Raw genomic sequence first — 23,903 nt, 5'->3', positions numbered from 1 at the left:
AAACCAATACAAATCTCAATTCCACAACTGACTTGATGACAACTTTACTGGTTCCAGGACCGCCTCACCGCGCGCGCAGCGCCTCTGGCGCAAGGTCGTTCAGTACGGCGGGCAAAGCGGCGATCAAATCGGTGGCGATAAGGCCAGGGCCGACCCGATCGGCGGCGCTTGCATGAATCCAGACGGCCGCACAGGCGGCTTCAAAGGCGGGCATGGATTGGGCCACGAGGCCCGCGATAAGGCCCGCGAGCACATCGCCCGTTCCAGCGCTCGCACAGAAGGGGGTAGCCAAGTTGGACGAGGCTAAGCGTCCATCGGGGCCGGCAACCCAGGTTTCTGCCCCTTTGTGCACCACGATGGCACCAACTTCCATAGAAAATGCCAAAGTCGCCGCGGCTTTCTTCTCCGGATCAAAGGTTCCCGCAAGGCGGGTGAATTCGCCGCTATGGGGTGTCAGGATGGTTGGTACCCTGCGGGCTAGTAGGGCTTGCCAGAGCGGGCCATGGCGCCCCCCTTGTGCTAACAACGTCAAGGCATCGGCATCCAGCACCAAGGGCCCTGGAAAGCCCTGCACCATGTCCAAAACATCGTCGGCTTGGGTGGCTGTTAGCCCGAATGCGGGACCCAGGATCGCCGCATCAAAGCCCGCACACAGGCTCGACAAGCTTTGGAGCGCAGCGCGCTCAACAATCAAGCGCTCTGTCTCATGGCATGCCAGAATGGTTGCGGCGTCGCTTGAGGCCATGAGACTGACCCACCCGGCTCCACTACGATGGCCGGCCGCCGCGGCAAGGCGCGCTGCCCCAGTTTGCAGCCTGCCGCCACAAATGACGGCAAGCCTGCCGCGGCTATGCTTGTGGGAGCGTGCGTCTGGCCACGGAATCGCGCGGGCCAGTTCGATCGAAATAATCACGTCCGCCATAGTTGCCACCGTTTCTTGGGGAGGCTGGCCAGACATGGACTTAGCGTGTCCGCTCAAGCTCAACGCCCGAGCACGCAGCCCCGGGCACCGCACCGGGCTTTTCGACCCGCAACCGCACACTTAAAATCCGCTCATCGGTGAGGACCGCTTCGCAGACTTTTTCGGCAAAGGTTTCAATCAGATGCAAGTGCTGACCGGCTGCAACGGTGCGGACATGGGCAACCAGACTGTCATAATCGACGGTTTCGGCCAACTCATCGCTGCCCGCCCGGACCGACGTGCCAACTTGCACTTCTAAGTCGACCACTAGGGGCCGCCGTCGCCCCTTTTCATGCGCATAGACGCCGCACTCAGCCTCCACCATCAGGCCCTTGACGAAAATCTTGGTCGAGACCGCGCGCGTCGGTGCGGCATCATCCGGTTTGGCTTGGCTGGAAAACGGCTTGACAGGGGGCTTGGCTGGACGGCGGATCATGCCGCCGGGCCGCATCACCACGCCCAGTTCAGAAGGGCCAGAAGATTTCATTCGTTGATCCCATCGACATCAGGTGTGCGCCAAATCAGGCTTTGACCGCCATCGACGGCCATGATTTGGCCCGTAATAGCCTCAGCATTCAAGAGAAAGCAAACCGCATCTACCACACTGGCCATGGGGCTGCCTGTGCCCAGAAGCGTGGCATCGACCTGTTTTTGAAAATCTTCTTCCGACTGACGACTATTGCGCGCGGTGGGCCCGGGTGCCACGCCATTGACCCGCACGCGCGGTGCCAAAGCCTGGGCCAAAGTATGGGTGGCCGTGGCTAAAGCCGCCTTTGATAATGTGTAGGTGAAAAACTGCGGTGTAAGCTTAAAGATGCGTTGATCAATCAAATTGACGATGGACGCGCTTTGCCCGTCAGGCAAGGCGGCTGCCAAATTACGGGCCAATTCACACGGCACCCGCACATGCATATCAAAATGACGATCCCAGCTTTCACGCGTAAAGTCTGACGCTTCATCGCCTTCAAAGATTGAGGCATTATTGATGAGCCCGGTGATCGGCCTGCCTGCTACTGTACTGGCTCGGCTGATCAGATCGGCAACTTCGGCTTCAACCAAAAGATTGGCCTGTAGCGCAAAGGCCTGTGCGCCTTCTGCCCGCAGACGCGCCGCGACAGCTTCGGCTTGGCCGATCGAATTACTGGCATGGAGTATGACGGTATGGCCAGCGCCCGCCAGCCGTTCGGCAATTGCCAACCCCAGTCGTTGACCCGCCCCGGTGACCAAAACAGATTTGTGGAAAGAATTCATTGTCATGCTGTCTAAACTAGATCACCCAAGCACGAACGACCAGCCCCACTTAACTGTGGGTGTTTGACGCAGGACTGCAAAGCTGCAAGATTGACTTTATTATCGTAGGGTAAGCACCTAAAGATTATACAACGAAAATTCTTATCTTAAATGTTTTTACTATTGTGGTTGCTGGATATGGATTACTTGCGAACCCTTGATGACATCTTAAGCAACCTAAACACGGGCATTTTTGTTCGCTGCCATGATGAAATTCTTTATGCAAACAAGGCAGCAGCAGACATTTTTGGCTTCGCTTCGGCGCGCGAATTCACCGATTATCGCGATGTTAGCCGCTTGTTAGGAGCCTTTGTCCGGCCCAAAAGCGATCCAGAGCGCCGCTTTGCCTATTTCTCGACGACAAAAGGTGATTTGTTTTTTGCCGACGTGAGTGAGCGTTTGATCGATTTTCGCGGTCAGCAAGCGGTGCAAATCACGCTCAACGCGCCGCTTCAATCTGAGGGGGATTTAGCGGCTGCCCGCACCATGATCGAGCGTTATGCCCTGGCGTTGCGGCATGCCAAAATCGGTGTATGGGACCATGATCGCGTCGCCGATACACATTTTTTCTCGCCATCCTGCCTTGAGATATTAGGTCTAAGCGACACCGACTCACGCCCGTATCTGTCCGTGTTTGAGGACCTGATTTATCCGGAGGATCGCCCGCTCGTGCGTGCGGCCTGTGCAAAGGCTTTTAGTGAGCGGATACCCTATAGCGCCCAGTTCCGCATCATGCGCCCAACTGGCGATGTGCGCTGGGTCTCGGCCAGTGGCACAAGCCTACATGACGGCGACGGCTTGGTGCAGCGCTTTGCTGGCACCCTAATCGACATCAGCGAACAAAAAATCAAAGAGCGCGAATTGATCGAGGCGCGCAAAACAGCCCTCGCAGGCCTTGAAGCCAAGAACCGCTTTGTATCGGGCCTTAGCCATGAGTTCCGCACCCCAATTCATGCCCTGATGGCCTTGCCGCGCTTATTAAAGGAACAAGCCATTCGACCCGAATTGGCAGACTTGGTTGAGGCCTCTGAGCTCGCAGGTGAGCAACTTCTGTCCTTGGTGGATTCTGCGCTTGATCTGTCGGGTCTAGAATCTGGCAATTTGGAGGTCCGGACGAGCGCCTTCCCGCTTGCAAAAACCTGTTTGACCGCCTGTGAAACCATGCGGGCACGAACCCATGCCCGCCAGATCGACCTTGACGTTGATATTGATCCGGCAGCCCAAGCCAATTTCTTAGGCGACGAGAAGCTATTCCTGCGTACGCTTCAGGCGATGTTGCGCCATGCGATTGAGCGCAGTGGGCCTGGCGCGATGACCTTGCGACTGAGTGCCGGCGAAAATGGCCATGGGGCTTTGGTGGTCTTGCACGATGTTGGCGCGCCTTACTCCAACCTTGAAGCGCGCAGTTTGTTTGAGCCCTTTTCCAGCATCCAAACCCCAGACAATCCGATCACGCAAAGCAATGGGGTTGATTTGCCACTGGCTCGAAAACTGGCCCGGGCGATGGGCGGCGATGTCACCATAGCCACGCGGGGCACGCGCAATGGTGCCCTGCAATTTTACCTGCCGCTAGAACGGGTCGCGAGCAATCTGGATGAGCCCATCTCCATACCCAGCAACAACCGCTCGCTATGTGTGTTGGTGGTGGAAGATAATCTGATCAATCAGAAAATAATCGCGGTCATCCTCGAGCAATTGGGCCATTCCTGCGTGATTGTTGCCGATGGCGTTATGTGTTTGGAGACGATCCAGAAAGCCCGCTTTGATGCCATTTTGATGGATCTGCATATGCCCAATATGGATGGCTATCAAACAACCCGACACATCCGGGCTTTAGAAGCAGATATGCCGGTGACCGATTTCCCCGCCATGCCCATCATAGCCCTGACCGCAGATGCACGGGCAGAAACACGTGAAGCCGCCATGGCAGCGGGCATGACTGGCTTTTTGAATAAGCCAATCTCGATCCCAGAATTAAGTGAGGCCTTAGCCTCCCTTGCTGCAGCCCACGCCGAAGACGCCTCCGCGTCACGGGCCTAAGGCAGCCGAAACGGCCCGATTAGGGCGCGCTCAGTTAGTCGAGGCGCTTAAACTCGATCAGATTTAACAAAGCCATGGCGCCAACGGCCAATCCAAGTGCAAGAAGGGCATACATGGTGAAAACTCCTCATATCGTTACGCGTCTATCTAGCGGCATTGGCACCACTCGCCAAGTCACCCTATACAAGTCTGCATGTTAAAGTTTTTGCGCAAAATCGTGATGCATACGTGGTTCCGCCTGGCCCGGGGAGCAACTCTTGGCGTACGAATCCTCGCCATTGACGACCAAGACCGTGTTTGCCTGGTGCGCCACACCTATTTGCCAGGCTGGCATCTACCCGGCGGCGGCGTAGAACGGGGCGAGCATGCACTGGATGCGGCGATCAAAGAAGCTAGGGAAGAGGCAGGCCTCCTCATCCAGCCAGAGGACCTGCGCCTTGTTTCGATCCACACCAATTTTGCCTATTTCAAAGGCGATCATGTGCTTTTGTATCGACCAAGTGCTTGGCTTGTTGAGCCAACAAACCGCGCCCATGAAATCGCCGAACACGGTTTCTTTCCGATAAAGGATTTGCCTGCAGGCACGACAGCCAGCACCCACCGCCGCCTGTCAGAGGCAGCGGGCGGGCCTATCCTCCCTATTTGGTAGGTACAGAGGGGGGTTTTGCGGCGGCTTCCGCATCAATCAAGTCTTGGACTTGTTTATAAAAGACTTCGCGCGCAGCCCCTTCAGGTCCATCGGTTGCCCGGGTCCAATTGGCGTTGGAAGCAATCACCAACTTGCGCTTGGGGTCGATGAAAATACCTTGCCCAAAAATGCCCTGTGCCGAGACGCTGCCATCGTCATAGGTCCACCATTGATAACCATAGCCGCGGCCGGGTTCGCCATAATCCATTTTCTTGGTCGCCGCTTTAGCAAACCAATCGACGGGAACAACTTGGGTATCGCCAATCTTGCCGCCAGCAAGCACAAAAAGACCCATGCGCGCATAGTCTCGTGTGGCCATTTGCAGACAGCATCCAGCAATTTCTTGGCCTGTATTGTTTAAGATCCAAGTCGCCTTTTGCTCCATGCCAAAGGGCTTCCAGATTTTCTCAGACAAATAGGTTGCCAGCGGCTTTTTGGTCGCAGAGCTCACCAAAATCCCAACCAGATTGGTCTCGCCCGTATTGTAATTCCAAACCGTGCCTGGGGCATGGGCGCGGGGAAGTTTGCGCATATAGCTGGTTGTCGCGTCTAAGCCCGCATCGGGCTTAGCATTATTGAATTTTGCGACATCGGAATTTGGATCCTCATAATCCTCATTCCACTTCACCCCAGAAGACATGGTGAGCAATTGCTCCACCGTCACATCATCATAGGCAGAGCCTTTGAGGCCCGGGATATAGGTTGACACCTTGTCCGATAGGCTTTTGATATAGCCGTCCTGGATCGCAGCCCCCACCAAGGTGGAGGTATAGGATTTGGCGACTGAAAAGCTGGTCCAGCGGCCAGACGCATCAAAGCCCAAGCCATAGTTCTCAAACCGAACTTTGCCATCTTGAATGATGACAATGCCCGATGCGCGTTGGGACTGCATATAGGCGTCAATATTGGGGATGATTAAAGGCGTGCCAACCGGCAATTCGGACGCTTTTGGCCCCGCTTCAACAACATTGCTCTTGGCCAGAAACTCAAGCCGGTCCATGGCCCTGAAGGCGGCATCGCGCTGAGGAATGGACCAGAAGAGCACGTCCCGATTGGTCGGCAATTGCGCCAGAACGCCTTTGGTTTCTTTGTCCAAGCCACTATAAGCAAACGCGCCAGCGCCAACCAATGCGAGTGCGACGATCCCAAGAATTGGGCCCAAGAAACCTTTTTTCATGTCATCTCCTATGAGAGTTTGCCACGGACCAGAGCGTCATAAGTGGTGACCATATCCTCACACACGCGGCCTGGCTGGTAATAAATGCCCGCGATTTCCTTGACAGGGGTGACTTCAGCGGCGGTGCCCGTGATGAAGCATTCAGAAAAATTGCCAAGCTCTTCTGGCATAATGGTCCGCTCAACCACTTCATAGCCCTTGTCGCGGGCAAGACGGATGACCGTCTGGCGCGTAATGCCATTCAAAAAGCAATCGGCCACGGGGGTATGGATGGCCCCATCCTGAATAAAGAAAATATTCGCCCCGGTCGCTTCGGCGACATGGCCGCGCCAGTCGAGCATTAGGGCATCGGCATAGCCTTCGGCTTCAGCGGCATGTTTTGAGTCGGTACAAATCATATAAAGCCCCGCTGCCTTGGCTTCACAGGGTGCGGTCTTGGGATCAGGCCTGCGCCACTTCGCGTGGGTGACGCGAATCCCACTCATTTTGTCGGCAAAATAATTGCCCCATTCCCACACAGCCACGGCGGCGCGGATCGTGCTTTGTTGGGCCGATACGCCCATCATCTCGCTGCCCCGCCACATTACGGGGCGGATGTAGCAATTTTCAAAGCCGTTGCGGGCCATGGCTTCGGCTTTAGCAGCTTCGATATCGGCTACCGTGAAGGCTGGCTTCATGCCCAGAATCTCGGCTGAGCGGAACAGACGCTCCGTATGGCGCAAGCTTTCAAAGATTTGGCCGTCATAGGCGCGCTCGCCCTCGAAAATGGATGAACCATAATGCAGGCCGTGGGTCAGCACATGTACTTTCGCCTCGCGCCATGGCTTGAATTCGCCATCCATCCAGATCCAGCCGTCGCGATCGTCATAGGGAATGAAAGTCATGTGTCTTGCGCCTAGTTCAGTGTATAGAGTTTCAAAAGCTTCACAGTCGGTGGGCTTGAACCCAAATGCGATGAGACGCAATCTCTTGGACCAGCCATGACTGTCAACACCTTACCGAATGCTTTTGCCAGATCAAGCAGCCCTGCCGCCGGTGGGCCACGGCTCTATTTGCGTGAGGATGAGCTCGACCTTGGCGTTGCCTTGATCTTCAAATCTGCGGATTTGTTAAAGATTGCCACCGACGAACAGCGCCAACGTCACCAGATTACTTGGGTTGAAGCGCGGTGTTTATGTGAGCTGTTGAGCCATCCCCTGCCCGTCCTGAAACTTGCAGCAGAGATTGGGTTGGGCAAGCAAACCATGCTGAAGACGTTGGATGGGCTTGAAGGTCGGGCCTGGTTGCAGCGTACCGAAGATCCCCACGATGGACGGCGTAGAATCGTTCAACTCACCGCCCAAGGGACCAACATTGCCACCGAATTAGCCTTGGCCATGCGCACGCGACTGGCCGCTGCTTACCGCCTTGCCGGCAGCGAAGCGGTTGCTGGCTGTGACAAAGTCCTCTCAACCCTCACCGAAACGCCCGTTGTCGCCGTCGGTGCACCCTCCCCCTCTCAACCCAAAAGAGCCCCCTAATGGCCCCGCGCGCTCCAGCCGACCACCCTGCCCACCTCCTCGTCGTCGATGATGATGATCGCATCCGCAATCTCTTAAAGCGTTATCTCAGTGGCCTTGGCTATTCCGTCACCGAAGCCTCTGACGCAGCAAGTGCCCGTAAGCTGATGGACGCTTTGATGTTTGATCTGGTGATTTTGGACGTCATGATGCCAGGTGAAGACGGTGTGACGCTTACCCGGTCTGTGCGGGGAGAGCGGGATACACCCATCATACTTTTGACCGCCCTAGGGGATCCAAGCCATCGGATTGAGGGGTTGACGGCTGGGGCAGATGATTACCTTGGCAAGCCGTTTGAGCCCGAAGAACTCGCCTTGCGCGTGGCGGCCATCCTCAAACGCGCCCGCCCCGCCCCTGCGGCTGATGTGCTGTTGCTCGGCTCTGCCACCTGGAACACCACCAAAGCGGAGCTACGACGCGATGGGATTTTGGTGCGCTTGACCGACGCAGAAAAGGATTTGCTGGCAGCTTTGGCGGCGCGCCCCGGTGCCACCATCACCCGTGAAGAATTGGCGCGCAAAGCAGGGGTAACGGTTGAGCGGTCCATCGATGTGCAAGTTACGCGTTTGCGCCGAAAGCTAGAGGATGATCCTGCCGAGCCCCATTATCTGCAAACCGTGCGCGGGCTCGGCTATCGGTTGATGCATGATGCGTAAGCTTAATCTGCGGCGGGGCGTTGTGCGATGGACTTAAAGGCGCTGATCCCGCGCGGGCTTTTTGCGCGCTCGCTACTCATCATCGTTTTGCCCGTCGCGATTATGCAAATGGTCGTGACTTACTTGTTTTTTGACCTGCATTGGGAGCAAGTCAGCCGCCGCTTGAGTGAGGGGGCAGCAGGCGATGTTGCCTTGGTCACCCAACTTTATGCTGACAATCCAACGCCTGAAAATCTCGCCGCCATCACCCGTTATGCGCGCGCCGACTTGCGTCTATCGGTTGCCCTGCAAAAACAAGCCAAACTGCCAGAACGGGAGCGTTTGGCCGTCATCCCTGCCTTTGACCGGACCTTGCGGCGTGCTTTGTCAGGGTCTTTGCGGCAGAAATTCTGGTTCGATACCACGCGCTATCCCGACTATGTCGACATCCGGGTGGAAGTCCCCGGAGGCGTGCTTCGCTTTCTGGCCTATCGCGACCGGGTCTTTGCCTCCACAGGCGGTATCTTTATCCTGTGGCTGGCTGGGGCGACCATTCTGCTTGCGACCGTCTCAGTCTTGTTCATCCGCAACCAAGTGCGACCGATGGAGCGCTTAGCCGATGCCGCTGACCGATTTGGACGTGGGGAAAATGTCAGCTTAAAGCCTGCAGGTTCTGCTGAAGTGCGCCGCGCCACCTTGGCCTTCCTGCAAATGCGCGGTCGGATTCAGCGCCATATTGAGCAACGCACCAATTTGCTGGCTGGGGTCAGCCATGATTTGCGTACGCCTTTGACCCGCCTGAAGCTTCAATTGGCCATGATGCCGCCCTCCAGCGATATTGATGAAGCGCGCAAAGACATCCTAGAGATGGAGCGCATGCTAGAGGAATATCTCGCCTTTGCCAAAGGCCAATGGTCGGAAGAACCCGAAGCGGTCGATTTGGCAGACATTGCGCGGGCAATCATTCAAGATGCCGCGCGTGCCGGACGTGAGATTGACGGCTCTGGCCTCGCCGAAAGCCTACCCACTTCTGGGCGGCCGATCGCGCTCAAGCGCTGTCTGTCCAACCTTGTTGAAAATGCCTTGTCCTTTGGCGAGACGGTTATGCTAAGTTCCTCCCAAAGTGAGGATGCAATCTATCTCTATGTGGATGATGATGGCCCCGGTATCGCCCCTGAAAACTATGAAGAGGCGCTCAAACCCTTTTCTCGGCTTGATCCTGCGCGCAACCAGAACCGGAAAGGTGTGGGTTTAGGTTTGGCGCTGGCCTATGATGCTGCCCGCTCGCACGGGGGCAACCTCGTGCTGTCACGCTCTACGCTGGGCGGTCTTCGGGTGAGTGTGCGTCTGCCGTTGTAGAGCGCTTACGGCGGGACGCGGCTGCCTTTAAAAAGTCGGCGACTTTCTCGCCACGTGCCAACCATGCCTCACTTTCGCGCAAAGTTTGGTCTAAGCCGGCCATCGTTTTCGACAGATCGGCATCATCTATCAGCCACAGCGATTCAATTTTGCGCAAGCGTCGGGCAAGGCCCATGACGCGGGCCATCGACTTAAGGCTGGTGGTAGAAACACCCACTGCTTCTAAGGCCCAAGCAGCGGTGCGTACGCGGCGGGCAGCCCGGGCAAGGGCTGCGGCGGGCTCTTCTGTGTCTGCTTGAAGGATCGAAGCCCAAGCAGCCCGTTGGTCTTGCATGGCATCAAATCGCGCCATCACAATATCAAACACTTGGTCGCGGCTGGGTGCATCGGCTTCTAAGTCTGCCACCGCCTCTAACATGGCCCGGTCCAGCATTTGGTCGAGATAGTCCGCCACCGAATGACGCGTGATCCCTGCATCGGCACAGGTAGCCAAGCTCTGCCCAGCCGCTTGGCATAGGCGGACCAAGCTGATCTCAGCCCAAGACTTCTCCGCACTTAAAGAAAGCGCGGCCTCGCTTAAGGCGTGCAAAAGGGGGGTGTGCGCAGACGGGTTTGCTTGGGTCATGGGCGCAACATAGGGCGCAAAGCCCGCTTCGGCTACTTACCTAATTGGCGCGAACGATGGATCGCGGCCTCAACTGCCCGACGCACCAAGGTGATGATCCCGCCACCTGCCGTCAAAGCATCGGTCGCAGCCGCGGTTGTACCCTCCGGACTCGTCACGGCACGGCGTAAGTCTTGTGGATTCTGGCCTGTTTCTTCCATTAAGGCGGCCGAGCCAATCACGGTCTGCCACGCCAAGCGCTCTGCCAGACCGCGCTCCAAACCCTCAGCCTCACCGGCTGCTGCCATGGCCTCAGCCAAGAGGAAGACATAAGCAGGGCCAGAGCCAGAAACCGCCGTAACCGCATCCATCTGCTTTTCGCTTTGCAGCTTTTCGACATGACCCAAGGGGCGCAACAAGGAAACGGCCAAGGCCTCTAAGTCCGGCGGGACTGTTGGGCTATTCCAATAGGCGGTTACGCCTTTGCCGATTTGGCCCGGCGTATTGGGCATGGCGCGAACCACATGGGTGGCGCCCAAAACTTCAGCGATCTTCGCCGTACCCATACCGGCCATGATGGAAAGAACTAAGGTTTGGTCCGACACCAAATGCTTGATGGTCTGGTCGCCAACCGGGGCAAATAATTGCGGCTTTATCCCCAAAACAACGCATTCAAAGACCGCCCCTTCGAGGCTTTCGGGATTCAACACCCAAGCCTGCGCCGCAATGATTTCCGACACTTCTGCGGAAGGGAATGGTTCAAATACGACCAAGTCGAACGCATCGGCCATTCGGGCCCATCCACGCAACATGGCTCCGCCCATCCGGCCACCGCCGACAAGCGCAATTCGCTTTTTCATGAAACTCACGCCTCTCCGGCAGTCTCAAACAAAGCTGCTTGGGCGGCCTCTTCCGGTGTTTTGCCGGCCCAGAGCAAGAAGTTGAAGGCGGGATAAAAGCGCTCACAAGCCTCAACACCGGCAGCCAGAATGGCCGCCACTTCGGCTGGCTCAGGCGTATCGCGGCCAATCAGAGGCACCACCGCCCGCCACGACAACGCATTATCGTCTGAAGAAAGCTCAAAATGACCCAACCAAAGTGCTTCATTGAGCAAGGCCAGCAAGGAAGCAATATCTCCCCGACGCATGCGGGGGGCTTTAAGATCAAAAATCAAGCTGAGCGCCAGTGAGGGCGCGTCTTCCCGGGCCATGAAAATCCCATGCAGGTCACAATAGGTCATGGAAGCAGCGAAGTGGATTTCTTCGTCTAATCGCTCATAGGCTTTAGAATCGGCTGCCAAAACGGCTTCAACCGTATCAAGCGCATCTGCATCTTCGAAAAAATCTTCGTCACGAAGCGTAAATTGGCGGTCCATATAACCTCCACGGTGGTTCGCTTACACGCGGCGCGCGAATCGCGCACCGCTAATGGGCATGGTTGGCGGGAATGGCGCGCGCTGCAAGCGGTACGCCAAAGCTTTTAGCTGCTTTTGGCCGATTTTTTTGTTGAAGCCGCTTTAGGTGCTGCTTTCGCAGGCTTTCCGATCGATGCCTCTAAGGCATCAAGGCGCGCCTTCAAGCTGTCCGCCTCGGCGCGTGCAACTGCGGCCAGATCTTTCACCGCGTCAAATTCGTCGCGACGTACCAGATCCATGTCAACAATCATGCGCTCCATTTGCGAGCGCCAAAAGGCCCGGGCCTCTTCACCCACACCTTGGGCAACACCCGCAGCACTGGTTGCCAGTTTTGAAAATTCGTCGAGGAAAGGATTTCGTGTTTGCATAAGGACCTTCTAGCGGGTCTATTCCCGTTGCGCTATGACAAAGTTACATCACTTGCGCGAGACCTGTGTGTCTAGCAGAAGGTGTTTAAGATCGCCTTTGTCGTCACGGTGAAGTTTGTCTTAGCATTTTCCAAGGCCTTTTAGCTTGCCGCTGTTTTTGTGCGCGGCTGCAATTGAGAGAGGCTTTGCATCTGCCCCATTTCTTTTGCTAAAGACCCCGCATGATCGATATGGCCATTCCCTTTCCCGACATCTCTCCCTTCGTGTTTCAACTGCCAGGCTTTGACCTGTTTGGCTTCGCCCTTGGCCCATTTGGTCTGCGATGGTATGCGCTTGCCTATGTTGCGGGCCTGATCCTTGGTTGGCGGCTCATGGTAGGACTGGTGAAGAAGCCAGCGCTATGGGGGCCGAAGTCGCCGCTGGATGAAGAGGATATTGACGACTTCCTCTTTTACGCCACCTTGGGCGTGCTGTTTGGTGGCCGCCTTGGCTATGTGCTTTTCTATCGCCCTGAGATGCTTGCCGACCCAATGTCAGTTTTGCGCGTCTGGGAAGGCGGGATGAGTTTCCATGGCGGCTTCTTGGGAGTCTGTTTGGCCGTCATCGGCACGGCACTGGGACGCAAGAAGTCCATTCTTTCCTTGGGCGATGCCGTTGCCATTGTCTCTCCCATTGGCTTGTTTTTCGGCCGTATGGCGAATTTCATCAATCAAGAACTTTATGGACGTGTCACAGACGCGCCATGGGGCTTTATCTTCCGCACCGATCCTGAAGGCCTGACGCGTCATCCCAGCCAGCTTTATCAAGCCGCGCTGGAAGGCCTTGTGCTGTTTATCCTGTTGCAAGTGGCGGTTGCGCGCTTTGGTATTTTGAAGCGTCCCGGCCAAGCTGCGGGGCTATTCGTCGGAGGCTATGGGGTAGCGCGCCTGATTGGCGAGCAATTCCGAGAGCCCGATGCGGCATTAATCCTTGGCTTCACCCATGGCGAATTTTATTCTTTCCCCATGGTCGCCTGTGGCCTTGCCCTCTTCATTTGGGCCAGCCTCCGGGCCGGTAATGCCAAGTCCGAACCGACAGGCTAAGGGCGGTGCGCACGCCAGAGAGGCCACCGCCTACCGGGCTTGAAACCCGCTTGGCCGCGATGATTAAGGCTTGTGGCCCAATCAGCGTCGATGCCTTCATGGCGCACGCGCTTTATGACCCCCAAGCGGGCTATTATGCCACGCGCCTGCCCTTAGGCCCACGCGGCGACTTTATCACCAGTCCCGAGATCAGCCAGATTTTTGGTGAGCTAATCGGTCTTTGGGTTGCGCAAAGCTGGCTGGACCTCGGTAGCCCAGCCCCCTTTCAACTGATCGAATTGGGGCCGGGACGGGGAACCCTGATGGCCGACATGTTGCGCGTATGCCAGCGCGTACCGGGCTTTATGGCTGCGCTGCAACTCCATCTGGTCGAAACAAATCCCGGCCTGCGCGAAGCTCAACAAACCGCGCTAGGTAGCCATCCCGCGCGCTGGCATCAAAGCCTTGACGACGTGCCGCCTGGCGCCGGCTTCATCCTTGCCAATGAGTTTCTCGACTGTTTGCCGATCCGCCAATATATCTGCGCAGAGCAAGGCTGGCATGAGAAACTTGTGGGGGTCGATGCTGAGGGTCGCCTGACTTTTGGCCTAGGCCCGCTTCTGCCAAAGCCCCCCCCATGCGCACAGCCAGATGACGGCATAGGTGCCGTGCGAGAGGAAGCGCCAGGCCTTGCCGGGCTGGTTGATCTCCTCAGTCGGCGCCTGCACACCGGCTGTGGCCGCGCCCTTCTGATTGACTATGGGGATAGGCGTGGGCAGCCGGGCGATAGCTTCCAAGCGCTCTACCGCCACCAAAAAGTCCATCCACTCGACCATGTGGGCGAAGCAGATCTTACCGCCCATGTCGATTTTAAAGCACTGATTTCTTTGGCCAAAGCCAGCGGTCTTGCCACTTCGGGCCCGGTAACCCAGCGGGAGTTTTTGCAAAGCCTTGGCATTGAAGCCCGTCGCGATGCCCTCATTCGTGCAAACCCCCACTGCGAATCTGAGCTGACTCACAGTGTGGAAAGACTGATTGGAGAGGCGCATATGGGCGGGCTGTTCCATGTGGTGGCCCTTGAGTCTCCTCTCAACACTGCCCATGGTCCACCCATTGGACTTTAACCGACCATGTCAGACGTCGCCGCGCCCCCTTCCCCTACCCTGCCATCTGAAGACGTTATCTTTGAACTCGCCCCCGTGCGCTCAGCCATGCTGTCGCAATTGGCAGGGTTCGAACATGGCTTTTATGGTCGCGTGGGTGGGGTCTCCTCCGGCATTTATGAGAGCCTGAACTCGGGGCCCGGCTCAAACGATGATCCGGCCAATGTGGCGGAAAATCGTCGCCGTATCGCCAGCCATATGGGCGTCTCGCCCGACCGTTTATTGTCCGCCTATCAAGTCCATGGGGCAGACGCCTTGATGGTGGATGGGCCGTTCCATGGCGAGCGCCCACAAGTCGATGCGTTGGTAACGCGTTGTCCCTCGGTCGCCCCTTCGGTCTTAACAGCCGATTGCGCGCCAATCTTGTTTGCTGATCCTGCCGCGCGCATTGTGGCTGCTGCCCACGCCGGCTGGAAGGGCGCGATTGGCGGCATTTTGGAGGCCACGATTGCCAAGATGGTAAAGCTGGGCGGTTCGCCTGCCCGCATCGTGGCCGCTGTCGGGCCTTGTATTGCCCAAGCGAGCTATGAAGTTGGCCCGGAATTTGTGGCCACCTTCATCCAAGCAGATCCAGCTAATGAGCGATTCTTCATTCCCGGCAGAGACGATCGCTCGCTGTTTGACCTAAAGCGCTATTGCGCTGCCCGCTTACGGGCCGCGGGTTTAGGCGCAGTTGATGTGCTGCCGCATGACACGTGTGCGGAAGAATCGCACTTCTTCTCGAACCGCCGTCGCAATCTGGCTGGTGAAGCGGATTACGGACGAAATTTGTCTGCCATTCGTATCGTCCGATAGCATCACAAAGGCTTGCGCGCGGGGCGCTCTCTGCTTAATCGACCGCTCAGGCAATCACGTCGCGTCATGACGTCGATTGGCGTTTGGGACGGGGATTGATCACCATGAAATTGCTTGCAGGCAACGCTAACCAGCCTTTGGCATCCTCCATCGCTGATTATCTCGATGTGCCACTGACGCGCGCCCAGGTTCGCCGCTTTGCAGACAATGAGATTTTCGCAACCATTGATGAAAATGTGCGCGGCGAAGACGTCTTCATCATCCAATCAACCAGCGCGCCCGCCAATGACCATTTGATGGAATTGCTCATCTGTATGGACGCACTGCGCCGCGCTTCGGCTCGCCGTATTACCGCCGTTTTGCCCTATTTCGGCTATGCGAGGCAGGACCGAAAAACGGGCGGTCGGACCCCGATTTCTGCAAAGTTGGTCGCCAATCTCGTCACCACAGCGGGCGCAGATCGCGTCTTGACCATGGAATTGCACGCCGGCCAAATCCAAGGTTTCTTTGATATTCCTACCGACAATCTCTTCATCACCAACACGATGGAGCAAGACATTCGCCGCAATTATAAGACCGATGACCTGATGATTGTATCGCCAGACGTCGGCGGCGTCGTACGCGCACGTGCCCTAGCCAATCGCTTGGGCGCGGACCTTGCCATTGTTGATAAACGTCGTGAACGGGCGGGCGAAAGCGAAGTCATGAACATCATCGGCGATGTCTCGGGCCGGGCCTGCATCCTGTTTGACGATATTGTGGATTCGGCAGGTACCCTATGCAATGCGGCTGCTGCCATGATGGACAAGGGGGCAGCATCGGTTTCGGCCTATGTCGCCCATGGCGTGATGTCGGGAGGTGCTTTTGACCGGGTTGATGCGTCAGCCTTGAAAGAATTAGTGGTGTCCAATTCTATCGATCACGGCGACAAATTCTCGAAATCCAGCAAAGTCCGCTGTGTCTCGGTCGCGCCTTTGATTGGGGAAGCCATCCGGCGCATCGCCAATGAAGAGAGTGTGTCGAAACTGTTTGATTAGGGGCCGCGTTAGCTGCCTAATCCTTACCTAATGTTGGTCAGGTTCCGCCCCTCGCAAAGCGGGCATATTGCCTTCCACCCATGCAATCAGCGACCGCACTTCTCGCCGGAAAGACTGGCCAAGCGGCGTCAACCGATAGGTGACATGGGGTGGTAAAGTGCCATGATCCTCGCGGCTGACAAGGCTTGCCGCCGCTAGGTCACGTAGCGTCTGCGTCAGGATCTTTTGCGAAATGCCTCCCACTTTACGCATGAGGAAACTATTGCGCGCGGGTCCATCATCGAGGGCATTGATCACCAGCAGCGACCATTTACTCGCAACCAGTGCCAGATATCGGCGCGAGGCACAGCTTTGCGACAGCACATTAGGTGGCAGTTCCATGGAGTCTCCGGCATAAAGTTCATAGGCACCAAAAAGTGCGTACTGTTATTTTGGTTATCGCATGGCTAGCCTCTCTGCCCAATAGAAGTCCGGAGACGACAGTGGATTTACTTAATAGCTTGGGCGCGATCATCACGATCTTAATGGGCTGTTTGGGGCTATTTTTTCCCAAAAGAGCCGCCGCTTTAACAGGTCTTTCTCCCCTCACCCCCGCAGGACGTGCAGAGTTTCGGGGAACCCTTGGCGTGACCTTCATTTTTCTGGGATTGGTGCCCTTGGTCACACAAGACGACATGGCATTCCTGACCGTTGGGCTATGTTGGCTGGGCGCGGCCATTGGCAGGGTCATTTCGATTTTCATGGATCAAGGCCATGAAGCCAAGAACTGGATCGCTGTTGGCTTTGAATGCCTTATTGCCGCACTGCTGTTAGTAGGGCTGTCAATCCGGCCATAATCTCTCTTGCGCTTCGAAACCAAGCAGGCATCGAAAACCATTTTCAGGTTGCAAAAATCGCAGGGTTACTCAAAAGTCAAAGGCGGCCCACAAGGAGCCGCCTTTCTCATGTCCCCAAGGGGTGTGGGTCTAGGCCCAGTGACCGTTTCCCGAGGCACTCAACCAAAACCTACCAGAAAGTCCTTAAATCATCAAGTTGATTTCTGGTAAGTGCACGACCCTAGCCGGTGGCAGATCTCCACTTAAAGCCCCCCGGCAGACTATTCGGCCTGCCGGAAGAGCCTAAAGCGTCTTACTCAGCCATGGCCGCTTCGAGATTGGCGGCGACTTTCTTCAAGAAGCCTTCGGTCGACAGCCAGGATTGCTCATCACCCACCAGCAGGGCCAAGTCCTTGGTCATGTGGCCTGCTTCCACCGTCGCAATCACCACTTCTTCCAGCTTGGTAGCAAACTTCAAGAGTTGGGCATTGTCATCCAGCTTGGCGCGGTGGGCGAGGCCACGGGTCCAGGCAAAGATCGAGGCAATCGAATTGGTGGAGGTTTGCTCACCGCGCTGATGCTGGCGATAGTGACGGGTCACGGTGCCGTGGGCGGCTTCGGATTCCAGCACTTTGCCATCGGGTGTCATCAGAACCGAGGTCATGAGGCCGAGCGACCCAAAGCCTTGGGCCACCGTGTCGGACTGCACGTCGCCATCATAATTCTTACACGCCCATACAAAGCCACCCGACCATTTCATCGCCGAGGCCACCATGTCGTCGATCAGGCGATGCTCATATACAAGGCCCAATTCTTTGAATTGGGCGGCGTAATGCTCATCAAACACTTCTTGGAAAATGTCTTTGAAGCGGCCGTCATAGGCTTTCATGATGGTGTTTTTGGTCGATAGATAGACCGGATATTGCCGCGCCAAACCAAAGGCAAAGCTGGCATGAGCAAAGTCGCGGATCGACTCGTCAAGATTATACATGGCCATTGCCACACCCGCACCGGGATAGTCGAAGACTTCATGCTCGATCACCTGGCCGTCTTCGCCAACAAATTTGATGGTGAGCTTGCCGGGGCCGGGGACCTTAAAGTCGGTCGCTTTATATTGGTCAGCGAAAGCATGACGGCCAATGATGATGGGCTTGGTCCAGCCTGGCACCAAGCGGGGGACGTTGGAGCAAATGATGGGCTCGCGGAACACCACCCCGCCCAGAATGTTGCGGATGGTGCCATTGGGCGACTTCCACATCTTCTTCAGCTTGAATTCTTCCACGCGGGCTTCATCGGGTGTGATGGTGGCGCATTTAATGCCCACGCCATGCTTTTGAATGGCTTTAGCGGCATCGATGGTGACTTGGTCGTCGGTCGCATCGCGATTCTCGATCGACAAGTCATAATATTCAATCTCAAGGTCCAGATATGGCGTGATCAAGAAGTCTTTGATCATCTGCCAGATGATGCGGGTCATTTCGTCGCCATCAAGATCGACAACTGGATTAGCAACTTTAATCTTCGCCATGTTTTTCCCCTATTGGTCCACGAATGTCGCGGCCTGCAAGTGATGTGTCCGCAAATCGGTTGGGTGGGCTATAGCACCTCCAGCGACACGGAAAAGACGTCTTCAACAAGAGTGACAGCGACAAAATGGGTAAAGATGCAGAACCAGTCCCCGCGCCAACCGCTTGGGCTCCACCAAAGCCTGCTTTTGATGGCTCTCGCCCGGTAGGCGTTGGTCCAAATGGGCCGCTGTCAAAGGCTGAGCAAGCCGCCCTGCCTGGTTGGGGCGAAGCCCCCACCATTTGCCTTGTCCATCCCCAAATGGGCGAGAATATTGGTGCCACGGCCCGGGCCATGGCCAATTTTGGCTTCTCGGAGCTGATTCTCGTCAAGCCGCGCGACGTCTGGCCCAATCCAAAGGCGTGGGCCCTGGCCAGCGGGGCTGAATGGCCTTTGGAAAGCGCACAGGTGGTTGAGACCGCCGAAGAGGCTTTGGCAGAAAAGACTTTTGTGATTGCGACAACTGGCACCCCGCGCCAACTCGATAAGCCGCTGATCGGACCACGTGAAGCGGTCGCCCGCATGCGTGAAGCGATGGCAGCGGGCGAAAAGCCTGTGATCCTATTTGGGTCGGAACGCTCTGGCCTCGACAATGATCTGATTATTGGCGCGGACCTCCTCGTGACGTTTCCTGTCGATGGCCGTTTCCCCAGTCTGAATCTTGCCCAATCGGTGGCCTGCTTTTGTTATGAATGGGCCAGTGGATCAGAGGCAAAAGGCCCCCCACCCGGCTGGATGATTGAAGAAAAAGTGCCAGCTCCACGCGCAGCTTTTGAAAGCTTCTTTGAACATTGGGTCGCAGATCTTGATGAGACGCGCTTTTTCTGGCCAGAAGACCGCAAAGGAACCATGGTGGAAACCATGCGCAACGCCTTTGTGCGCGGTCGATTCACGATGAATGAAATCAGCTTGATCCGGGGTGCCTTGCGCTCCTTGGCTGGTGGGCCGCGCCGGCGGGCGCTTGAAACCGATGCCGCAGCCCAGCGCGCCAAGCTGGAGGCTTGGATCAAAGCGCGTCGTCATGGTGATCAAGCGGCCTGCCGGGAGTTTGAGACCGACGCGGCTAAAATTGGCCTCGGCCCACTCGAAGCTGAGTATCTAAGCAGCGTGTTTGATGCCGAAGATGGCGTCATCTTTGTGCGCGGACCAAGAGTCCAAGTGGGCGTCTGGATGGTGAAGCTGTCCAAAGGCCGCATCCAAGAAGCCACCTATCAGGCGTTCGCCGCTTAACAAAAATGTGCAGCACTTAGGCTTTTGATTTGCCAGCCATAAAGCTTGGGATATTGGTGCGAAGCCAGTTGCGGGCGGGCTTTTCAATCAGGGCATGGGAGATGGCTGCTGCGATAATGCTGGCCACAACGCCAAAAATGCCAATCACCAGTGCGAGTGTGCCTTTTGGCTCGCCCATCATGCGCTCAACAATCTGATACATGGCAATGTCAACAGGCAAATGGACCATATAGGCCGCAAAGGAAATCTCGCCCAAATAAACCCATGTCTTAGAGGCCAAGAGTGGGGTTTGGTTGGTTTTGGAGGTTTCTGCCAAGAAAAAAACCAGACCTGCAAGGCCCGGCCAGATCCAATAAGAGGGCCACCCCCAAGCGGCTGCCATCACAATCCAAACGGTACTGATTGCCACGCCTAAGCCTGCAAGGCCTTTGGGCAAGGTCAAATTGCGACCTAAAAGCCATAAGGCGATCCCCATACCGAAAGACGGCACAATGCGCACAATGCCGCCCTGCCAAGTCATATTCATCAGCTCGATTTGATACAGGGCCATCCAAGCAACAAAAGCGGCGAACACCCCAGCCATAATGACTATGCCGATCAAAGGCCGCTTGGCAAACAAGGCTGCGATCCCAAAGCTGATCGGGAAAGTCAGATAGGCAAACCATTCGGCTGAAATCGACCACGATGGAAAGTTCCACCCATCTGAAGCTACAAGGCCCCAAGCATGGAGCAACGCCAAATGATAGGGGATTTGCTCAACCACAAAGGCAGAAGCCTTAAATGAAGCCCCCATCAAAGAACCAGCCGCCCAAATGGCAACCATCGCAGCCAAGCAAATCAGATGGAGTGGGTAAATGCGCGCCAGCCGCGCCCAAACAAAACTGCGCCAAGAAAAAGTCTTTGCTTCCACCTGGGGACCATAAACATGGGCCAAAACAAAGCCTGACAAAATGAAGAACAGGTCAACCCCATAATTGCCTGCTTGGACAAGGCCAATCGCGTCGCGCGGACCGAGATCAAAGCGTTCCCAGAAAAAATAGATTAAGAGCCAAAATGCAGCGACAAAGCGTAAACCTGTTAAGGGGCGTATATCTGCGGGATAAAGCATGAAGTGCCTAGCATGGATAATAAGGATGCCCGAAACTAATTCATTAATCTTGTAACTTCGATAAGAGGACTGTGTAAAACCGCCGTTGACATCATTTTGATCTGTCATTGCGCGTCTCACTCGACTTTCAACGCAATTCCTGCAATCACAGGAGCGAACACGAGGCCGCCCGTGAGGGCTGCGAGGCGCATGACCGATGACATTTGACCCAAGCGACGACTCCCCGCGCAAAAAAGGCGCGCAAGATGCCAAGCCTTGGCAACGCAAGCCGCTAGACGCAGCACCACCCCTTACGGCCGAAATCAATGTAGAACGCCCCGGTGAGCGGATCGCCAAAGCCTTGGCGCGCGCAGGCCTGTGCTCGCGTCGCGAGGCCGAACGTTGGATTGAGGAAGGCCGCATCACCGTGAATGGCGTGGTACTGGAAAGCCCGGCCTTTAATGTGACGGCCCAAGACCGGATCGCAGTCGATGGCCGCCCAGTTGACAGCCCAGAACCAACCCGTCTTTGGCGCTATCATAAGCCCGATGGCTTGGTGACCACCCACAAAGACCCACAGGGCCGCGAAACCGTGTTTGACCATTTGCCCGAGGATTTGCCGCGGGTAATTTCGGTTGGCCGCTTGGATTTGAGCTCTGAGGGCTTGTTACTTCTGACTAATGATGGGGGTTTGGCCCGCTCGCTAGAATTGCCGTCAACCGGCTGGCTCAGGCGCTATCGTGTGCGTGCATTTGGTCGGGTCAGCCAAGAAGAATTGGCCAAACTGGCCGATGGCATCACCGTAGATGGCATAACCTATGGGCCGATGGAGGCCATTTTAGACCGCGCCGAGACCGCCAATGCCTGGATCACAGTCTCGATCCGCGAAGGCAAGAATCGCGAAGTCCGTCGCGTTCTGGAAGCGATTGGCCTGAAAGTGAACCGTCTGATCCGGGTTTCCTATGGTCCGTTCCAATTGGGGAAAATGCCTCCGGGCAGCGTGGAAGAAGTGGCCCCGTCCGCCTTGAAGGAAATGTTGGGCGCTTTGATGCCGGATTTGCCGCCACGCTTTTCCAACAGACCTGCCCGTCCAGCGCGCCCTGTTATGGAAGCCCCTGCCTCAGTTAAAGCAGGTCGGCGCGGACCAAAGCCGCCGCCTAAGTCTGCCAAAACACGTATCAGCTTGCTGGAAGAAGAAACCATGCGACGCGAAGCGGGCAAAGCGAAAAGTCGGGCCGCCCACTCAGGTGCAGGCGCACCACCAGCTAAGGGCAAATCCGATTGGGCTGGAACAGCGAAAGCTGGGCAGAAAAAGCCCTTTGACGCGGGGTACCCCACCAAAGGCAAACCTCAGGCGGCACCTCGGCGGGCGGGCGATGGGCCAAAGCGCGCCCAAGCTTCCACAAAGCCTAAAAAGCCCAGCAGATAGAGGGCATAAGCAACCCCTTCCATCAGGTCCATTTCTGCGGGATTGCCGCCGACCATGGTTCCCAGCAGAAGCGCGCTCATAAAGTTGTTGGCAACATGGCCGCCAATGGCTGCCTCTAAGCCGTTTAAGCGCCAAGCCGAATAGCCAAATGCGAAGCCCATGGCGAAGGCAACCACTTGGGTTGCCCAACCCGGATGGCCGATATGTAGCACGGAAAAGATTGCAGCCGTTACCAGAACAGAAACAAAGCCATGGGCGATGAAGCGATGGATATGTTGCAAGAGCCAGCCGCGAATATAGATTTCTTCAAACGTGGCTTGCACCACGGTCCCAAGCAAATAGACCCCCGCCAATAAGAGCCAATCCGATGGCGAAAACTTCGCGATCCGCTCCTCAAACGGCCCCATGCTTTCCTGAGCAAACGCCGCAGAGCTCAGAAAACTGAAGGCGACAATTGCTAAAGCTGCCGCTATGGCGAGCGGCCACCGAAACTGGCTCTCTCCGGTAAATAAGGTTCGAACAGAGGCCTTTTCAACATAGTGGCGCCACGCCAACAGGGCAAGAAATGCGGGCCCAAAGCCGCCTACCATTAAACCAAGCGCCCCTAACGCCTCGTCCTTCGCGGTGAAGTCTTGACCTTTGAGCAGCAACATGCGCAGCAGAGGCTCAAAAACCAAGGGCAGAACGATCAGCGTGAGTTGCCAAATCAGAAATATACCGATTCCACCAGCAAGCGTACGCCATGTCTTTGACCGGTTCCCTTGCATGAGGTGCAAGAAATGACCCGCCTGACGTGGGGTGGCCGGGGACTCTTCAGACATGAAACACCTCCTCCGCCGGACCAACGGGCTCGGTCGGGAGATCAAGCTTAGTGGGTCGCACTACCCGTGCCAAGGCTACGCAATCGACCCGCGCAGCCCCCGCACGTAACAATGCCGACGTGCAGGCTTCCAGAGTTGCCCCAGTCGTCATCACATCATCGACAAGAACAAAGCTCTGTCCCTGGACAGGCCTTGTAACCTGAAACGCCCCTGCGACATTGCGTTTACGACCACGGGCCGACAGCCCATTTTGGCTGGGTGTCTTACGTTTTCGCTGCACCAAAAGAGGGTTATAAGGCCGTGCAGTGCGTTTGGCTAAGGCTTGGGCCAACCAAGCTGCTTGATTATAGCCGCGCTGCCAAAGACGTGACCCATGCAAGGGAACGGGCAAGATTTGGTCCGCTTCCCAGACAAACGGCGCTGCCTCTAACATCCAATTGGCAAAGGCACGCAGCCCATCCTTGCGACCGCCATGCTTGAGTGACAACACCAAGGGCTTTGATAGATCATCATAGGCTAAGGCAGCCCGTGCCCGACCATAAACCGGTGGCTGCGCGATACAGACTGGGCATAAGGTTTCAGGCCCCGTGGCTTCTGGCAACGGAAAGCCGCAGCGGACGCAGCCTGGGCCATACAGAAAGTCGAGACCACGCCATAGGTCTGCTTCTAAGGTTCCAAGGCGGTCAACCCGCGCATCCGATAGCAGCGAACGCGGTGGCCAAATCAGATCAGCAAGTGTAGTTCCGAGACGGTAAAGCCGCTGAGATCGTGCCATCATCTCTCTACCTGTGGTCTTTTTTTCAG

General features: G+C 56.3%; 26 protein-coding genes. 12 read left to right on the top strand and 14 right to left on the bottom strand.

Annotation, left to right across the window (positions count from 1 at the left end; all coding sequences use genetic code 11):
- Positions 1-64: 64 nt before the first annotated feature.
- Genes B7364_RS14740 through B7364_RS14730 form a run of 3 tightly spaced genes read right to left on the bottom strand, consistent with a single transcriptional unit; the run spans position 65 to position 2,218 of the window.
- Positions 65-958 carry an NAD(P)H-hydrate dehydratase gene (locus B7364_RS14740; RefSeq protein WP_085340801.1) on the bottom strand — a complete coding sequence of 298 codons (894 nt, stop codon included), beginning with the start codon at positions 956-958 and terminating at the stop codon, positions 65-67.
- Between the two features lie 4 nt (positions 959-962).
- The gene (folB, locus tag B7364_RS14735) at positions 963-1,448 is read right to left on the bottom strand and encodes a dihydroneopterin aldolase (protein WP_085340800.1); all 486 of its coding nucleotides are present in this window, start codon (positions 1,446-1,448) and stop codon (positions 963-965) included.
- A complete protein-coding gene (locus B7364_RS14730) occupies positions 1,445-2,218 on the bottom strand; it encodes an SDR family oxidoreductase (protein WP_198534272.1) in 774 nt (257 codons plus the stop codon). The genes folB and B7364_RS14730 overlap by 4 nt, the downstream gene beginning before the upstream one ends.
- Positions 2,219-2,389: 171 nt before the next feature.
- On the opposite strand from B7364_RS14730, the gene B7364_RS14725 reads away from it, so the two are divergent.
- Both B7364_RS14725 and B7364_RS14720 read left to right on the top strand, forming a co-directional pair.
- Entirely contained in the window at positions 2,390-4,291 is a 1,902-nt protein-coding gene (locus B7364_RS14725) for a hybrid sensor histidine kinase/response regulator (protein ID WP_198534271.1), read from the top strand.
- A 193-nt stretch (positions 4,292-4,484) separates the two neighbouring features.
- Entirely contained in the window at positions 4,485-4,940 is a 456-nt protein-coding gene (locus tag B7364_RS14720; RefSeq protein WP_085340797.1) for an NUDIX domain-containing protein, read from the top strand.
- On the opposite strand, the gene B7364_RS14715 is transcribed toward B7364_RS14720, so the two are convergent.
- Positions 4,930-6,156: a serine hydrolase domain-containing protein gene (locus B7364_RS14715; RefSeq protein WP_085340796.1), complete on the bottom strand. Its 1,227-nt coding sequence runs from the start codon at positions 6,154-6,156 to the stop codon at positions 4,930-4,932. The two genes, B7364_RS14720 and B7364_RS14715, sit on opposite strands and share 11 nt — an antisense overlap.
- 8 nt (positions 6,157-6,164) lie before the next feature.
- Positions 6,165-7,040: a branched-chain amino acid aminotransferase gene (locus B7364_RS14710; protein ID WP_085340795.1), complete on the bottom strand. Its 876-nt coding sequence runs from the start codon at positions 7,038-7,040 to the stop codon at positions 6,165-6,167.
- Between the two features lie 96 nt (positions 7,041-7,136).
- Here B7364_RS14710 and B7364_RS14705 point away from each other — a divergent pair, with 96 nt between their 5' ends.
- The 3 genes from B7364_RS14705 to B7364_RS14695 are packed head-to-tail and all read left to right on the top strand — an operon-like array spanning position 7,137 to position 9,709.
- Complete coding sequence (locus B7364_RS14705) at positions 7,137-7,676, top strand: MarR family winged helix-turn-helix transcriptional regulator (protein WP_085340794.1); 540 nt, start codon at positions 7,137-7,139, stop codon at positions 7,674-7,676.
- On the top strand, positions 7,676-8,371 hold the full coding sequence (locus tag B7364_RS14700; protein WP_085340793.1) for a response regulator: 696 nt from the start codon (positions 7,676-7,678) through the stop codon (positions 8,369-8,371). Before B7364_RS14705 ends, B7364_RS14700 begins: the two co-directional genes overlap by 1 nt.
- A gap of 27 nt (positions 8,372-8,398) precedes the next feature.
- Positions 8,399-9,709, top strand: coding sequence for an ATP-binding protein (locus tag B7364_RS14695; protein WP_085340792.1), 1,311 nt, complete (start codon positions 8,399-8,401; stop codon positions 9,707-9,709).
- Here the strand turns inward: B7364_RS14695 and B7364_RS14690 are convergent.
- The 4 genes from B7364_RS14690 to B7364_RS14675 all read right to left on the bottom strand — a co-directional run bounded on the left by B7364_RS14690 (position 9,666) and on the right by B7364_RS14675 (position 12,095).
- On the bottom strand, positions 9,666-10,334 hold the full coding sequence (locus B7364_RS14690) for a hypothetical protein (protein ID WP_085340791.1): 669 nt from the start codon (positions 10,332-10,334) through the stop codon (positions 9,666-9,668). The two genes, B7364_RS14695 and B7364_RS14690, sit on opposite strands and share 44 nt — an antisense overlap.
- Before the next feature lie 32 nt (positions 10,335-10,366).
- Positions 10,367-11,173, bottom strand: a complete 807-nt coding sequence (gene proC / locus B7364_RS14685; RefSeq protein WP_085340790.1) for a pyrroline-5-carboxylate reductase — start codon at positions 11,171-11,173, stop codon at positions 10,367-10,369.
- 5 nt (positions 11,174-11,178) lie between these two features.
- Positions 11,179-11,688: a type III secretion system chaperone family protein gene (locus tag B7364_RS14680; RefSeq protein ID WP_085340789.1), complete on the bottom strand. Its 510-nt coding sequence runs from the start codon at positions 11,686-11,688 to the stop codon at positions 11,179-11,181.
- A 104-nt stretch (positions 11,689-11,792) separates the two neighbouring features.
- Complete coding sequence (locus tag B7364_RS14675; protein WP_085340788.1) at positions 11,793-12,095, bottom strand: accessory factor UbiK family protein; 303 nt, start codon at positions 12,093-12,095, stop codon at positions 11,793-11,795.
- Between the two features lie 236 nt (positions 12,096-12,331).
- On the opposite strand from B7364_RS14675, the gene lgt reads away from it, so the two are divergent.
- The 4 genes from lgt to B7364_RS14655 all read left to right on the top strand — a co-directional run bounded on the left by lgt (position 12,332) and on the right by B7364_RS14655 (position 16,151).
- Complete coding sequence (gene lgt, locus B7364_RS14670) at positions 12,332-13,177, top strand: prolipoprotein diacylglyceryl transferase (RefSeq protein WP_408606347.1); 846 nt, start codon at positions 12,332-12,334, stop codon at positions 13,175-13,177.
- Between the two features lie 5 nt (positions 13,178-13,182).
- Positions 13,183-14,280 carry a class I SAM-dependent methyltransferase gene (locus B7364_RS14665; protein WP_198534270.1) on the top strand — a complete coding sequence of 366 codons (1,098 nt, stop codon included), beginning with the start codon at positions 13,183-13,185 and terminating at the stop codon, positions 14,278-14,280.
- A 6-nt stretch (positions 14,281-14,286) separates the two neighbouring features.
- On the top strand, positions 14,287-15,114 hold the full coding sequence (gene pgeF / locus B7364_RS14660; protein WP_198534269.1) for a peptidoglycan editing factor PgeF: 828 nt from the start codon (positions 14,287-14,289) through the stop codon (positions 15,112-15,114).
- Between the two features lie 104 nt (positions 15,115-15,218).
- Positions 15,219-16,151 (top strand): ribose-phosphate pyrophosphokinase, encoded by a 933-nt coding sequence (locus B7364_RS14655; protein ID WP_085340785.1) that lies wholly within the window; start codon positions 15,219-15,221, stop codon positions 16,149-16,151.
- A 27-nt stretch (positions 16,152-16,178) separates the two neighbouring features.
- Here the strand turns inward: B7364_RS14655 and B7364_RS14650 are convergent, their stop codons facing one another.
- The gene (locus B7364_RS14650; RefSeq protein WP_085340784.1) at positions 16,179-16,532 is read right to left on the bottom strand and encodes a winged helix-turn-helix transcriptional regulator; all 354 of its coding nucleotides are present in this window, start codon (positions 16,530-16,532) and stop codon (positions 16,179-16,181) included.
- A 101-nt stretch (positions 16,533-16,633) separates the two neighbouring features.
- Here B7364_RS14650 and B7364_RS14645 point away from each other — a divergent pair, with 101 nt between their 5' ends.
- Positions 16,634-16,987, top strand: a complete 354-nt coding sequence (locus tag B7364_RS14645; protein WP_085340783.1) for a DUF4345 family protein — start codon at positions 16,634-16,636, stop codon at positions 16,985-16,987.
- Positions 16,988-17,279: 292 nt separating this feature from the next.
- Here the strand turns inward: B7364_RS14645 and B7364_RS14640 are convergent, their stop codons facing one another.
- The gene (locus B7364_RS14640; protein WP_085340782.1) at positions 17,280-18,494 is read right to left on the bottom strand and encodes an NADP-dependent isocitrate dehydrogenase; all 1,215 of its coding nucleotides are present in this window, start codon (positions 18,492-18,494) and stop codon (positions 17,280-17,282) included.
- A 125-nt stretch (positions 18,495-18,619) separates the two neighbouring features.
- On the opposite strand from B7364_RS14640, the gene B7364_RS14635 reads away from it, so the two are divergent.
- Positions 18,620-19,762: an RNA methyltransferase gene (locus B7364_RS14635; RefSeq protein WP_085340781.1), complete on the top strand. Its 1,143-nt coding sequence runs from the start codon at positions 18,620-18,622 to the stop codon at positions 19,760-19,762.
- Positions 19,763-19,778: 16 nt separating this feature from the next.
- Here B7364_RS14635 and B7364_RS14630 read toward each other — a convergent pair whose 3' ends face one another.
- Entirely contained in the window at positions 19,779-20,870 is a 1,092-nt protein-coding gene (locus B7364_RS14630; RefSeq protein ID WP_157893723.1) for an acyltransferase family protein, read from the bottom strand.
- Between the two features lie 196 nt (positions 20,871-21,066).
- On the opposite strand from B7364_RS14630, the gene B7364_RS14625 reads away from it, so the two are divergent.
- Positions 21,067-22,278 carry a pseudouridine synthase gene (locus B7364_RS14625; RefSeq protein WP_085340779.1) on the top strand — a complete coding sequence of 404 codons (1,212 nt, stop codon included), beginning with the start codon at positions 21,067-21,069 and terminating at the stop codon, positions 22,276-22,278.
- On the opposite strand, the gene B7364_RS14620 is transcribed toward B7364_RS14625, so the two are convergent.
- A complete protein-coding gene (locus tag B7364_RS14620; RefSeq protein WP_085340778.1) occupies positions 22,200-23,099 on the bottom strand; it encodes a CPBP family intramembrane glutamic endopeptidase in 900 nt (299 codons plus the stop codon). The two genes, B7364_RS14625 and B7364_RS14620, sit on opposite strands and share 79 nt — an antisense overlap.
- Positions 23,092-23,877 carry a ComF family protein gene (locus tag B7364_RS14615; RefSeq protein WP_198534268.1) on the bottom strand — a complete coding sequence of 262 codons (786 nt, stop codon included), beginning with the start codon at positions 23,875-23,877 and terminating at the stop codon, positions 23,092-23,094. The genes B7364_RS14620 and B7364_RS14615 overlap by 8 nt, the downstream gene beginning before the upstream one ends.
- Positions 23,878-23,903 lie beyond the last annotated feature (26 nt).

The organism is Aquidulcibacter paucihalophilus, assembly GCF_002105465.1.
GTDB lineage: Bacteria > Pseudomonadota > Alphaproteobacteria > Caulobacterales > Aquidulcibacteraceae > Aquidulcibacter > Aquidulcibacter paucihalophilus.
The sequence above is the reverse complement of the archived record's forward strand: the minus strand, read 5'-3'. Positions and strand labels throughout refer to the sequence as shown.